The organism is Janibacter hoylei PVAS-1 (assembly GCF_004025845.1).
GTDB classification, from domain to species: domain Bacteria; phylum Actinomycetota; class Actinomycetes; order Actinomycetales; family Dermatophilaceae; genus Janibacter; species Janibacter hoylei.
Genome location: NZ_PIPF01000003.1, coordinates 135,709 through 148,634 on the forward strand (window position 1 = coordinate 135,709; position 12,926 = coordinate 148,634).

A 12,926-nucleotide genomic window follows, 5' to 3' on the forward strand; every position below is an offset into this window, starting at 1 on the left:
GCGCGTGTCCACCGCCGCCACCTCGACCCTGCCCTCCCCCTTCGTCGAGCTCGACCGGCAGGCATGGGCCCACCTGCGCGAAAACCACCCGCTCAACCTCGACGAGGGCGACCTCTCCCGGCTGCGCGGCCTGAGCGACCCGATCGACCTCGAGGAGGTGCAGGAGGTCTACCTGCCGCTGTCGCGGCTGCTGACCTTCTACGTCTCGGCGACCACCCGCCTGCACCGCATCACCTCGACCTTCCTCGGCGAACGCCCGCCCAAGGCCCCCTTCGTCATCGGGGTCGCCGGGTCGGTGGCGGTCGGCAAGTCGACGACCGCCCGCATCCTGCGCGAGCTCATGCAGCGTTGGCCGGACACGCCCAAGGTCGACCTCGTGACGACCGACGGCTTCCTCCTGCCCAATGCCGAGCTCGAGCGACGAGGCCTGCTCCAGCGCAAGGGCTTCCCGGAGGCCTACGACCGGCGGGCGCTGCTGCGCTTCATCTCGGCGGTCAAGGCCGGCCAGCCGGAGGTCTCCGCGCCGGTCTACTCCCACCTGACCTACGACATCGTCCCGGACGAGCGCATCGTGGTGCGCCAGCCCGACGTGCTCATCGTCGAGGGGCTCAACGTGCTCCAGCCGCCGGGGGTGCGCAGCGACGGGCGCACCGGCCTCGCCGTCAGCGACTTCTTCGACTTCTCCGTGTACGTCGACGCCAACCTCACCGACATCAAGCGCTGGTACGTCGACCGCTTCCTGCGGCTGCGCCAGACCGCCTTCGCCGACCCCGCCTCCTACTTCCACCGCTACGCGGACCTGACCGACGAGCAGGCCGAGGCCCGCGCGCTGCACATCTTCGAGACGATCAACCAGCCCAACCTCGTCGACAACGTCCTCCCGACGCGCGGCCGCGCCACCCTCGTCCTGACGAAGGGGGCCGACCACCAGGTCCGCCGCATCCGCCTGCGGAAGCTCTAGCGCCTCCACGCCTCCGAGCCCGAGTGGCCGAGTCCCCTCTTCCGTGCCGGCGGGGTGTTGGTGACGTCGGCGCCGACAGCGACGGACGAAAGATGGTGTCGGCGCACATCAAGCCGAAGTCAGTCACGACGACCGCCGGCCATCGATGAACGCAGGACTTCGGCGGGCGCCGACATCTTCTTTCGTCCGGCGCCATCCAGCCAACGACGCAGCCCCCGCGACCTCGTGGTCGCGGGGGCTGCGTCGGGGGCGGCTCAGTACCAGTGCGGGTTGTTGCTGTCCCAGAAGGCCTTGGCCTGGCAGGGGCTGCCGTAGGAGGCCTTGATGTAGTCCATGCCCCAGATCATCTGGGTGACCGGGTTGGTCTTCCAGTCCGGGCCGGCGGTGGCCATCTTGTCGGCCGGCAGCGACTGCGGGATGCCGTAGGCGCCCGACGAGGAGTTGGTCGCGTCCCAGGTCCAGTTGCTCTCGCCGTTCCACAGGCTGATCAGGCAGGACCACTCACCCTCGCCCCAGCCGTACTCGCCGAGCAACTGCTTGGCGTAGGGCTGCGGGTCGCGCTGGATGATCTTGATCTCGGCGTCGGTGAAGTCGCGCTCGGAGATCGGCTTGGCCTTCTCCTCGGCGCGCTTCTTCTCCTCGGCCTTCTTCTTGGCGGCGGCCTTGCGCTCGGCAGCCGCCTTCTTCTTCGCGGCGGCCCGCTTCTTGGCCTCGACGGCCGAGAGGCGGTCCTGCTCGCGTGAGGCGCTGCGGGAGACGTTGGTGGCGCGGCGGCTCTCGGCCAGCCGCGCGGTGTCGACGGTCTCGGAGTCCGCGGCGGGGCTGGCCGACTGCTCGGGGGAGGTCAGGGTGGTGGCCGTCTCGCCGGTGTCGTGCGAGGGGTCGCCGATGGCGACGGTGGCGCCGACCGAGCCGAGCATCGCGACGGCGATGGCACCGCCGACGACGGGGCGACGGACGGCCGACAGGCCGGTGCGCTTGCGCGCGTGACGCGCCGCGCCGTGTCTGGGCGTGTAGCTGTCCGAGCGCACGTCACCAGCTCCTTCCATGGGACAGCCACCCGCGAGGAGTGGCTGTGGTGTGCCGGGCGCTTCAGGGGTGCGTGACCGGCCGTTATGCTTTTGAGACCCTAACCCACCGTCCGCGGCCGAGCAAAGGGCCGTCCACAACCCCAGCACGAAGGGGAGGCCCCGCCCGATCGCCGGGCGGGGCCTCCCCCTTCGTCCCGGCGTCAGACGTCCAGGCCCTCGAGCAGGTCCGTGACGAGTGCGGCGATCGGGCTGCGTTCGCTGCGCGTCAGGGTGACGTGGGCGAAGAGGGGGTGCCCCTTGAGCGTCTCGATGACGGCGGCGACGCCGTCGTGGCGCCCGACCCGCAGGTTGTCGCGCTGGGCGACGTCGTGGGTGAGCACGATCTTGGAGTTCTGCCCGATGCGCGACATCACCGTGAGCAGCACGTTGCGCTCGAGGCTCTGCGCCTCGTCGACGATGACGAAGGCGTCGTGCAGGCTCCGGCCGCGGATGTGGGTCAGCGGCAGCACCTCGAGCATCTCGCGGTCGATGATCTCGTCGACGACCTCCTTGGAGACGAGCGCCCCGAGGGTGTCGTGCACCGCCTGGGCCCACGGCCCCATCTTTTCCTGCTCGCTGCCGGGCAGGTAGCCCAGCTCCTGCCCGCCGACGGCGTAGAGGGGGCGGAAGACGACGACCTTGCGGTGCTGGCGGCGCTCCATGACCGCCTCGAGCCCCGCGCACATCGCGAGCGCGCTCTTGCCGGTGCCGGCCCGCCCGCCGAGGCTGACGATGCCCACGTCGGGGTCGAGGAGCAGGTCGAGGGCGATCCGCTGCTCCGCCGACCGGCCGTGCAGGCCGAAGGCGTCGCGGTCACCGCGCACGAGGCGCACCTGCTTGTCGGCACCGACCCGGCCCAGGGCGCTGCCCTGGGGCGAGAGGATCTTCAGCCCCGTGTGGCAGGGCAGCTCGGCGGCCGCGAGGTGCTCGACCCGACCGGTCTCGTAGAGGGTGTCGACCTCCTCGGCGGTCATGTCGAGCTCGCTCATGCCGGTCCAGCCGGAGTCCGACGGTCGCTGCTCGTGGCGGTACTCCTGGGCATCGATGCCGACGGCGGAGGCCTTGACCCGCATCGGCAGGTCCTTGGAGACGATCGTCACCGAGGCGCCCTCGAGGGAGAGGTTCTTGGCGACGGCCAGGATGCGGGTGTCGTTGTCCCCGAGGCGAAACCCGCTCGGCAGGGACGTGGGGTCGGTGTGGTTGAGCTCGACCCGCAGGGTCCCGCCGTCCTCCCCCACCGGCACCGGGGCATCGAGCCGGCCCGCGGAGACGCGCAGGTCGTCGAGGAGGCGCAGCGCGGTCCGGGCGAAGTACCCGAGCTCCGGGTGGTGCCGCTTGGCCTCGAGCTCGGTGACGACGACGACCGGCAGGACGACCTCGTGCTCCTTGAAGCGCAGCATCGCCCGCGGGTCCGACAGGAGCACCGAGGTGTCGATGACGTAGGTGCGCGGGCCCTCTTCCTCGGGCGGGAGGTCCACCGGATCGGGCGCGCCGTCGGGCTGCGCGAGCGAGGGGGTGACGGTCTGGGTCATCAGGTCGTCCACGTCGATCTCCTCCACGGGCGCCGCGCCGGCAGGCGCGCACGCGCCTACTCTCGGTGCTGGTGCCGGGACCGGGCCCTCGGCTGGAGCCGAGGCCGGGTCCGGCCTCTCCTGCTGTGCAGCAGCTCCATCGATGAGGCCTCCCGAACGCCCTGCCGTGTGCAGGTCGTCGTCATCAACGTACGACCGGCGCACGGTGGCACGCGCCACGTCGGCGGCGTGTCGGAGCGGGCTTCGCGATGTTCACCCCGTCGTCGCCTCAGGAGTCACACGGGCCACTCCAGGAGCACGCCGGCGGGACCGGAGGGAACGTCAGGCACCGTACCGACGGTGCCGGTCCGCGTAGGCCCGCAGGGCTCGCAGGAAGTCGACGCGGCGAAATTCCGGCCAGTAGACCTCGCAGAAGTAGTACTCGCTGTGCGCCGACTGCCACAGGAGGAACCCGGAGAGCCGCTGCTCCCCCGAGGTGCGGATGACGAGGTCGGGGTCGGGCTGGCCCTTGGTGTAGAGGTGTCCGCTGATGTCCTCGACGGTGAGCTCGCTGGCCACCTCCTCGAGGGTCGCACCCTCGGCCGCCCGGGTGCGCAGCAGCGAGCGCACCGCGTCGGCGATCTCCTGGCGGCCGCCGTAGCCGACCGCGACGTTGACGATGAGCCCCTCGACGTCGGCGGTCTCGTCCTCGGCCCGACGCAGCGCGGCCGCGGTCTGGACCGGGAGCATGTCGAGGGCGCCGGCCGCGTGCAGCTGCCACCGCTGGGCGGTCGCGAGGTCGGCCACCAGACCCTCGATGATGCGCAGCAGCTTGTCCAGCTCCTGCGGCGGACGGGTGAGATTGTCGGTCGAGAGCAGCCACAGGGTGACGACCTCGACGCCGGCCTCCTCGCACCACTCGAGGAAGCTGCCGACATTGGCGGCACCCGCCTGGTGCCCATCGGCAGCATTGCCCCCGCGCGCCTTGGCGAAGCGTCGGTTGCCGTCGACGATCATCCCGACGTGCCGCGGCACGCTGGCCTGGTCGAGCTGCCCGACGAGGCGTCGTTCGTAGGCGGTGTAGAGCGGGTTGCGCACTCGCGGGTCCCTTCAGGCGAGGTCAGTGTCCCCAACCTACCGTCGGGCCGTGGCACCCCTCACAAAGGCGCTCCGGAGCCCGTCCGGGCATGGCCGACCTACGGGTGCGTAGGTTACCGTCGATCCATGGACTCCCCCCGCGCCGAGATCAAGGAGATCGCGCACGACGTCGGCGAGCAGGTCGATGCCTTCGTCGATGCCGTCAAGCCGCACCTGCGCGGCTGGCTCCATCTCGTCATGGCGCCGCTGGCCCTCGTCGGCGGTCTGGTCCTCACCTCGACGGCGCCGACCCAGGGGGGGCGCATCGCGGCCATGGTCTTCACCATCACCGCCGGGCTGCTCTTCGGCACGTCCGCCGTCTACCACCGCGGCAAGTGGGGCGGCCGGATGGCCGGCGCCCTGCGCCGCTGGGACCACGCCAACATCTTCCTCATCATCGCGGGGAGCTACACCCCCTTCGCGCTGATGCTGCCGCGCACGCAGGCGATCACGCTGCTCGTCATCGTCTGGAGCGGCGCCATCATCGGTGTGCTCTTCCGTGTGCTGTGGGTCGGCGCACCGCGCTGGCTCTACGTGCCCGTCTACGTGGCCCTGGGCTGGGTCGCGGTCTTCTACATCAAGCCGCTGCTGACGCACGGCGGGTGGACGATCCTCGCCTTCGTCATCGCCGGCGGCGCCCTGTACACCGCCGGGGCCGTCGTCTACGGCCTCAAGCGGCCCAACCCGTCACCGCGGTGGTTCGGCTTCCACGAGATCTTCCACGCGCTGACGATCCTCGCCTTCATCTCACACTTCGTCGCCGCGACGCTCGCCCTCTTCGGGCCCATCGCCCAGACCGGCTGACCCCTGCTCCCGGCCCGAGGCGACGTCGCTCTCGCGGCTGCGCTCGGCGGACTCCTCACGCGCCCGCTCCTGCTCGGCCCGCTGCCGCTGCGCGTCCCGCTCGGCGAGGTTCATCCGGCGCAGCCGGGTGAACATGTTGCGCATGAGCAGCCACAGCGCCAGCGCGAGGACGAAGAAGACGATGAAGGCCCAGATCCCCGGGCTGACCTCGGTGCTCGGGGAGTTCACTTCCACTCCCTGACGGTCGACGCGGTCCGTCGGTCGAGGACCGGCTCACGCCTCGGACGAAGGGAGAGCGCGTCCGCCTCCGCGAGCGTCGCCGGGATCCCCGCGAAGAGGTCGTCCTCGCGCTCCGTCGTCTCCACGTGGCTGACCGCGAGCTCGTACTCCTCGGTGGGCCACAGGTCCGCCTGGACGTCGTTGGGCACGGCGAAGAAGAACCCGTCGGGGTCGATCTGCGTCGCGTGCGAGCGCAGGGCGTGGTCGCGAGCATCGAAGAAGTCCGCGCACGGCACCCACGTCGTGAGCTCGCGCTCCGGGCGGCCCTCGATGCGCTTCATCCACTCGTCGAAGGGGGACTCCTTGCCCTGAGCGAGGATCGCCTCGTGGAAGGTGCGGATCCGCTCGCTGCTGAACCCGCCGATGTAGTAGAGCTTCAGCGGCTGCCAGGGCTCCCCGGCGTGCGGGAAGGCCTCGGGGTCGCCGGCCGCGGCGAAGGCCGCCTCGGAGACGCGGTGGGTCATCACGTGGTCCGGGTGCGGGTAGCCGCCGTTCTCGTCGTACGTCGTGATGACGTGCGGCCGGAACCGCCGGATCTCGCGCACGAGAGCCTCCGTCGACACCTCGAGCGGCTCCAGGTAGAAGCAGCCCGCCGGCAGGTCCGGGAGGGGGTCGCCCTCCGGGAGGCCGGAGTCGACGAAGCCGAGCCAGGTGTGCTGCACCCCGAGGTGGGCGGCGGCACTGGCCATCTCCTCGCGGCGCACCTGCACGATGTCGCGCAGGATGTGCGGGTCGTCCTTGAGCTTGGGGTTGAGCACGTCGCCACGCTCACCGCCGGTGCACGTCACGACGAGCACCTCGGCACCCTCGTGGACGTAACGTGCGGTCGTCGCCGCGCCCTTGCTCGACTCGTCGTCGGGGTGGGCGTGGACCGCCATGAGCCTGAGTGCTTCCACTGCTGGGTTCCTCCCGGGGAGGGTGCGCCGCACGGCCCGGTGTGCCGTCGCGGACTGGTGTCACGGACAATGGCTCCATCCTCTCACCGCTCGCCGACCGCTTCGACGGGGCCGGTGACACCCCCCTTCGTCCCGCAGGAGCAGTCATGACGCCCGACGCCTCGCCGACCGAGCCCGGCTGGGACCCGGAGCGCGAGGAGGCCGAGGCCGAGGCCAACCCCGACCGGGGCAGCCGACGCTGGTGGCTCATCGGCGGTGTCGCGGTGGTCGCGGCCGTGGCGATGTCGATCTGGTACGGGCTGTCGATGACGTCGGGCGCGATCACGACGACCGACGTGGGCTTCGAGCGCAACGGCGAGCGGGAGATCGTCATGGTCTTCGACGTGACCCGCCCGACCGGCACCGCCCTGTCGTGCACCGTCACCGCGATGGACAGCACCTACGGGCGGGTCGGCACCAAGGAGCAGGCCGTGCCCGCGAGCGACGAGCGCACGACGCGGGTGCGGGCTGCGGTCCGCACGACGACACGGGCCGTCACCGCGACGGTCGCTGACTGCACGGTCGTGGACTGACACCTGCGCGCGGCCCCGCTGCGCGGTACACTGGACCTTTACACGCAACCGTGGGTCTGGACCGATGGGTCCAGACCTTTGTGCATCGTCCCCCACCCGGGAGAGCAGCGGTTCACCGTCTGTGGGGGCCCGACCCCGGTTCCCCACGACCTGAGGCAAGGAGTGTCCCGTGACCCAGACGTCCAACGCGTCGTACCTGACCCAGGAGGCCTACGAGCGTCTCCAGGCCGAGCTGCGCGAGCTCTCGGGCCCGGGTCGCGTCGAGATCGCCAAGCGCATCGAGGCCGCCCGCGAGGAGGGCGACCTCAAGGAAAACGGCGGGTACCACGCCGCCAAGGAGGAACAGGGCAAGATGGAGGCCCGCATCCGCCAGCTCAAGCAGATCCTCGACACGGCGACGGTCGGCGAGGCCCCGCCGGACGACGGTGTCGTCGAGCCCGGCATGGTCGTCACCGTCGAGATGTTCGGCGACGAGGAGACCTTCCTCCTCGGCTCCCGCGAGATCGCCGACGGCAGCGACAGCATCGACGTCTACTCCGAGCAGTCGCCCCTCGGCGCCGGCATCAACGGCCACAAGGTCGGCGAGACGGTCACCTACGAGGCGCCCAACGGCAAGTCCATCGAGGTCACGATCATCTCGGCGAAGCCGTACTCGGCCTGAGCCCACCCGCACCGAAGGGCGTCACGACCAGTGGTCGTGACGCCCTTCGTCGTCGGTGCTTGCGGTGCGGTGGTCAGCGGTTCCAGGGCTGCAGGTCGAGATCGTCGATGCCGAGCCACCCGCCCATCTGGGAGCCGTCCACCCCGCTGCCGCCCGACAGCACGTCGAGGAAGGGGTTGAAGGCGACGCTGCGCTGCCCGGCCGAGTCGCTCGCGGTCGTCACGTGGGCGCCCTCGTCCGTCGCCAGCTGGGCTGGCACGGCCGTCTCTCCGGACGTCGTCGGGGCGCTGGCGGCACCCCCGTCCGCTGGCGCCGGGGCCGCGCTCGTCTCCGGCTGGGCCGGGGCGGGGTCGACCTGGGTGGAGGCCGCCGGCGCACCCGAGGTGGTCGCCGGCTCCGGGACGGCCTGCGCCGCGTCGGACCGCTCGAAGGCCCCGTAAGGGTGCTCGGCCGGACCGTCGACCCGCTCGAAGGCCGTGCCCTCCGGCGGGCCCGTCGTCAGGTCGAGCCGCTCGAAGGCGGGGGGCTCCAGGTCCGCGAGCTCGAGAGACTCCCCTTCGTCGGTCGGGAGATAGGGCACGAGGTCGCAGCCGACGAGGGGCAGGTCCGGGGGTGAGATCCGGATCGGCTCGCCGTGCACCTCGAGCTGGACCTCGGAGTTGCCGTCGGCCCGCGGGCACACGACGAAGTGGTGCCGGTCCGAGAGACTGGTCCCCGTCGGGAAGAAGGCCATCGGGCCCTGACCGTCGTCGCGCCGGCGGGCTCCGCCGGACCCGTCGTCGCCCGCGGCCCCGCCACCACCGCCGCCCGATCCGCCCGATCCGCCCGAGCCGCCGGAACCACCGCCCGACGGGACGCCGGAGGCACCGCGCTGAGCGTCGGACTCCTCCGCGAGCAGGCGGGAGGCGCCGCGCAGGGAACCCTCGGCAGCGTCGATGGCCCGGTGGGCCGAGCGCCACGAGCGGGCGAACTCCTCGAAGTCGGGGCCCTCCCACTTCGCACGGAGCACCTCGAGCAGCACGGCGCCACGACCGCCGACCTCGCTCAGGCGCTCGCTCTGACGCCGCAGTCCCACGGCGATGTCGTCGAGTTGTTCGACGTCTGCACCGTGGCTGATGTGCCTGGCCATCGACCTGCCTCCCGGAAGTTCTTGCCCTCAGACTAGAGAGCCGACCGGCGGCCGGACGATGGGGAGCACTCCCCCACACGAGCGGCTGCGACAATGGAGACATGTTCGGACGCCAGATCCCGCCCATGCCGACCGCCGAGTCCGCCCTGCCGGGGCGCGCGGAGCGGCCCTTCGACGTCCCGCAGCGTCACGAGGTGCTCGGGACACCGCTCGAGGGCCCGTGGCCCGAGGGCACCGAGGTCATCTACGTCGCCATGGGCTGCTTCTGGGGCGCCGAGCGGATCTTCTGGCAGCAGGCGGGCGTCGTCACGACGGCAGCCGGCTACATGGGCGGGCACACCCCAAACCCCACGTACGAGGAGACGTGCACCGGGCTCACCGGCCACACCGAGAGCGTCCTCGTCGCCTACGACCCCGAGCAGACGCGACCGGAGCTGCTGCTCAAGGCCTTCTGGGAAAACCACGACCCGACGACGCCCGACCGGCAGGGCAACGACGTCGGCACGCAGTACCGCTCGGCGATCTACTGGACGACCCCGGGGCAGCAGGCCGCGGTCGAGGCGACCGCCGCGGCCTTCGGCGAGGAGCTGCGCCGCCACAACCTGCCGCCGGTCGTCACCGAGATGCGGCCGGCGAACGAGGCCGGCACCTTCTGGTACGCCGAGGACTACCACCAGCAGTACCTCCACAAGAACCCCGGCGGCTACTGCAACCACGGCCCCAACGGCCTCACCTGCCAGGTCGGGATCCTCCGCCAGGACGAGGTGCCGAGCCAGGAGTCGGTGCTGCGTCAGGAGGGCTGAGCGGGCTCACTGCCCCCGGGCCGAGATGACGACGACCTCGCGGTCTGCCGCGACCCAGGCATCGACCTGCCACGTGTCGGGTCCGGCGAGCGCCACCTCGTCGAAGGTCCCGTCGCCGAGCTCGTCGCCCACCGCGTCGACGAGGTGCATGGGGCGGTCGCCGTCCGGGGAGGGCTGCGCGCGAAGGGAGTCCGCCACCTCCGGCTCGACGGTGACCGCGGCGTCGATCCAGTAGGTCGCCGGGCCGGGTGCCGTGCGGGAGTCCCCCAGCGTGCCGGACTGCCACGTCGCCGACACGGGGTCACCGAGGTCGGGGAAACGCTGCGTCAGCGGCGCGACGTCGGAGCGGGTGCCGCGCTCGTCGACCTGCTTGTCCGCGACGTGCCTCTCGTCGTCGCTCGAGGCACCGCACGCGGACCCCAGCACGACGACGAGGCCCAGCACGAGCAGCAGCCCGATGCGGCGGATCGCCGTGCTCATCGCACCGTGAGCATCCCGGTGGCGGTCGACCCCGACACCGTCGCATCGCGGGAGAAGGCCCGGCCCGTGGCGTCGTTGGCCAGGGCCGGGGTCCGCAGACGCACCACCCTGACGTCATCGCCCTCGACGACGACGACCAGCGCCGGCGACGCCGTCCACCGGTCCGAGATCGCCTCGCTGGCGACGACGGAGTTGACCCGCTCAGCGGTGACCCCCTCGTGGAAGAACGCCGCGCGGTCCCAGTGCCCCTCGACGACCTCGCCGAGGGGGGCCGAGGTGTCGTCGCGGACGAGCTCGGCCAGACGTGCGTCGACGGCCTCCCCGGACTCGGGCTCGGGAGTGCTCGAGCAGCCGGTCACGGTCGTCATCGTCACCAGCGCCATCATGCCGATGCACAGCCTCACGGTCATCGCCATGTCTGTCGTCCCCTCGTCCGTCTCGGCATCCCCGTCACGAGGAACCTAGGCCCAGTCGGCCCTCACGGCGATGGGGACGACTCCCCTCACAGGCTCGCGGCCAGCTCCGTGCCCTGCCGGATCGCCCGCTTGGCGTCGAGCTCGGCGGCGACGTCGGCGCCACCGATGACGTGGACGGTCACTCCCTTCGCCTGCAGCGGCTCGACGAGGTCACGCACGGACTCCTGCCCGGTGCAGACGACGACGTTGTCGACCGCGAGGGTGCGCGGCTTGCCGTCGACCGTGATGTGCAGGCCCTCGTCGTCGATGCGCTCGTAGGCGGCGCCAATGATCTGGTGGACCCCCTTCGCCTTGATCGCCGCGCGGTGGACCCAGCCGGAGGTCTTGCCCAGCCCGGCACCGATCTTGGTCTCCTTGCGCTGCACGAGGTAGACGGTGCGGGGTGAGGGCGCTGGGTGGGCGTCCTTGAGGCCACCACGCTCCGGCGAGAAGGGGTCGACGCCCCACTCGTCCTGCCACTCCTTGAGGTCGAGCGTCGGCGAGGCGCCCGTGGTGAGCAGCTCGGTGACGTCGACGCCGATGCCTCCGGCGCCGATGACCGCCACCCGCTCACCGATCTCCCGCGTGCCGAGCACGGCCTCCGGGTAGGTGACGACCATCGGGTGGTCGATCCCCGTGATCTCGGGGACGCGAGGCGTCACCCCGGTCGCGAGGACGACCTCGTCGAATCCGGTGAGGTCATCGACGCCGACTCGACGGCCGAGGTGCAGGGCCACCGCTCGACGCTCGAGCTCGCCGCGGTAGTAGCGGATCGTCTCGGCGAACTCCTCCTTGCCCGGGATGCGCATGGCGAGCGCGAACTGGCCACCGATGTCGTCGCCGGCCTCGAAGAGCTCGACGGCGTGGCCCCGCTCTGCGGCCGACACCGCGGCCGCCAGGCCCGCCGGCCCGCCACCGACCACGGCGACCCGCTTGCGGCGCGTCGTCGGCGAGAGCACGAGCTGCGTCTCGTGGGCCGCCCGCGGGTTGACGAGGCAGGAGGCGACCTTGCGCTGGAAGGTGTGGTCGAGGCAGGCCTGGTTGCAGGCGATGCAGGTGTTGATCGTCTCGGCTCGGCCCGACTCCGCCTTCGTCGCCCACTGCGGGTCGGCGAGCCAGGGCCGCGCCATCTGGACGAGGTCGGCCTGACCGGCGGCGAGCGCCTGCTCGGCCTGATCGGGCATGTTGATCCGGTTGCTCGTGACGACCGGCAGGTCGACGTGCGGCCGCAGCCGCTCGGCGACTTCGGTGAAGGCCATGCGCGGCACCGAGGTGACGATCGTCGGCACCCGGGCCTCGTGCCACCCGATGCCGGTCGAGAGGATCGTCGTGCCGGCCGCCTCGATCTCCTGGCCGAGGGCGACGATCTCCTCCCAGGTCTGCCCGCCCTCGACGAGGTCGAGCACGGAGAGGCGGTAGACGATGATGAAGTCGTCGCCGACGGCCGCCCGCACCGCCCGGACGATCTCGGTCGCGATCCGACGCCGGTTGGCCGGCGTGCCACCCCACCCGTCCTCGCGCGCGTTGGTGCGCGGCGCGAGGAACTGGTTGATGAAGTAGCCCTCGGAGCCCATGATCTCGACGCCGTCGTAGCCCGCGGAGCGGGCCAGCTCGGCGGCCCGGGCGAAGCCCCGGATCTGCCGACGGACGCCCTTTTCGCTCAGGGCGCGCGCGCCGAAGGGGGTGATGGGCGACTTCGTCGCCGACGCCGAGACCGAGAAGGGGTGGTAGGCGTAGCGGCCGGCGTGGAGGATCTGCAGCGCGATCTTGCCGCCCTCGCGGTGCACCGCGTCGGTGACCTGCTCGTGGTGGCGCGCCTCCCGCCGCGTGGTCAGCTTCGAGGCGAAGGGGTAGAAGCTGCCCTCGATGTTGGGCGCGAAGCCCCCAGTGACGATGAGGCCGGCACCTCCCTTCGCCCGCTCGGCGTAGAAGGCGGCCAGCCGCTCGAAGTTGCTGGCGCGGTCCTCCAGACCGGTGTGCATCGACCCCATGATCGTGCGGTTGCGCAGGCTGGTGAACCCCAGGTCGAGGGGCTCGAAGAGGTGCGGGTACTCGGTCATCGTCGTCCTCGCTCGTGCATCGGCAGTCGGCTGCGACGCTACCCAACGCCACGACGCCCGGCGCACCGCTCGTTGGCATTGTCACGCAGGGATGACAAGGTTGGGCGC

General features: G+C 71.5%; 14 protein-coding genes. 5 read left to right on the top strand and 9 right to left on the bottom strand.

Annotated features, from left to right (window positions below):
• The first annotated feature begins 4 nt into the window (after positions 1–4).
• Positions 5–961: a type I pantothenate kinase gene (gene coaA / locus CWN80_RS04025; RefSeq protein WP_007923913.1), complete on the top strand. Its 957-nt coding sequence runs from the start codon at positions 5–7 to the stop codon at positions 959–961.
• Between the two features lie 254 nt (positions 962–1,215).
• Here coaA and CWN80_RS04030 read toward each other — a convergent pair whose 3' ends face one another.
• From CWN80_RS04030 to CWN80_RS04040, 3 genes are all read right to left on the bottom strand, one after another.
• Positions 1,216–1,992: an aggregation-promoting factor C-terminal-like domain-containing protein gene (locus CWN80_RS04030; RefSeq protein ID WP_007923914.1), complete on the bottom strand. Its 777-nt coding sequence runs from the start codon at positions 1,990–1,992 to the stop codon at positions 1,216–1,218.
• 200 nt (positions 1,993–2,192) lie between these two features.
• The gene (locus tag CWN80_RS04035) at positions 2,193–3,563 is read right to left on the bottom strand and encodes a PhoH family protein (RefSeq protein ID WP_051987781.1); all 1,371 of its coding nucleotides are present in this window, start codon (positions 3,561–3,563) and stop codon (positions 2,193–2,195) included.
• 321 nt (positions 3,564–3,884) lie between these two features.
• Positions 3,885–4,640 carry an isoprenyl transferase gene (locus tag CWN80_RS04040; RefSeq protein WP_007923919.1) on the bottom strand — a complete coding sequence of 252 codons (756 nt, stop codon included), beginning with the start codon at positions 4,638–4,640 and terminating at the stop codon, positions 3,885–3,887.
• Positions 4,641–4,766: 126 nt separating this feature from the next.
• Here CWN80_RS04040 and trhA point away from each other — a divergent pair, with 126 nt between their 5' ends.
• Positions 4,767–5,483: a PAQR family membrane homeostasis protein TrhA gene (trhA, locus tag CWN80_RS04045; protein ID WP_007923921.1), complete on the top strand. Its 717-nt coding sequence runs from the start codon at positions 4,767–4,769 to the stop codon at positions 5,481–5,483.
• Here the strand turns inward: trhA and CWN80_RS04050 are convergent.
• Both CWN80_RS04050 and mca read right to left on the bottom strand, forming a co-directional pair.
• Entirely contained in the window at positions 5,427–5,711 is a 285-nt protein-coding gene (locus tag CWN80_RS04050; protein WP_007923930.1) for a hypothetical protein, read from the bottom strand. The genes trhA and CWN80_RS04050 overlap by 57 nt on opposite strands.
• Positions 5,708–6,640, bottom strand: a complete 933-nt coding sequence (mca, locus tag CWN80_RS04055; protein ID WP_007923934.1) for a mycothiol conjugate amidase Mca — start codon at positions 6,638–6,640, stop codon at positions 5,708–5,710. The genes CWN80_RS04050 and mca overlap by 4 nt, the downstream gene beginning before the upstream one ends.
• Positions 6,641–6,804: 164 nt before the next feature.
• Here mca and CWN80_RS04060 point away from each other — a divergent pair, with 164 nt between their 5' ends.
• Both CWN80_RS04060 and greA read left to right on the top strand, forming a co-directional pair.
• Positions 6,805–7,230 (top strand): DUF4307 domain-containing protein, encoded by a 426-nt coding sequence (locus CWN80_RS04060; RefSeq protein WP_007923936.1) that lies wholly within the window; start codon positions 6,805–6,807, stop codon positions 7,228–7,230.
• 169 nt (positions 7,231–7,399) lie between these two features.
• The gene (gene greA / locus CWN80_RS04065) at positions 7,400–7,891 is read left to right on the top strand and encodes a transcription elongation factor GreA (protein WP_007923937.1); all 492 of its coding nucleotides are present in this window, start codon (positions 7,400–7,402) and stop codon (positions 7,889–7,891) included.
• Between the two features lie 73 nt (positions 7,892–7,964).
• Here greA and CWN80_RS15320 read toward each other — a convergent pair whose 3' ends face one another.
• A complete protein-coding gene (locus CWN80_RS15320) occupies positions 7,965–9,020 on the bottom strand; it encodes a WXG100 family type VII secretion target (RefSeq protein WP_157986905.1) in 1,056 nt (351 codons plus the stop codon).
• Between the two features lie 101 nt (positions 9,021–9,121).
• Between CWN80_RS15320 and msrA the strand changes: the two genes are divergently transcribed.
• Positions 9,122–9,823 carry a peptide-methionine (S)-S-oxide reductase MsrA gene (gene msrA, locus CWN80_RS04075; RefSeq protein ID WP_007923948.1) on the top strand — a complete coding sequence of 234 codons (702 nt, stop codon included), beginning with the start codon at positions 9,122–9,124 and terminating at the stop codon, positions 9,821–9,823.
• Positions 9,824–9,829: 6 nt separating this feature from the next.
• Here the strand turns inward: msrA and CWN80_RS04080 are convergent, their stop codons facing one another.
• From CWN80_RS04080 to CWN80_RS04090, 3 genes are all read right to left on the bottom strand, one after another.
• Positions 9,830–10,303 carry a hypothetical protein gene (locus CWN80_RS04080; RefSeq protein WP_007923949.1) on the bottom strand — a complete coding sequence of 158 codons (474 nt, stop codon included), beginning with the start codon at positions 10,301–10,303 and terminating at the stop codon, positions 9,830–9,832.
• Positions 10,300–10,719: a hypothetical protein gene (locus tag CWN80_RS04085; protein WP_007923950.1), complete on the bottom strand. Its 420-nt coding sequence runs from the start codon at positions 10,717–10,719 to the stop codon at positions 10,300–10,302. The genes CWN80_RS04080 and CWN80_RS04085 overlap by 4 nt, the downstream gene beginning before the upstream one ends.
• An 86-nt stretch (positions 10,720–10,805) precedes the next feature.
• The gene (locus CWN80_RS04090; protein ID WP_007923952.1) at positions 10,806–12,818 is read right to left on the bottom strand and encodes an NADPH-dependent 2,4-dienoyl-CoA reductase; all 2,013 of its coding nucleotides are present in this window, start codon (positions 12,816–12,818) and stop codon (positions 10,806–10,808) included.
• Positions 12,819–12,926: the final 108 nt, after the last annotated feature.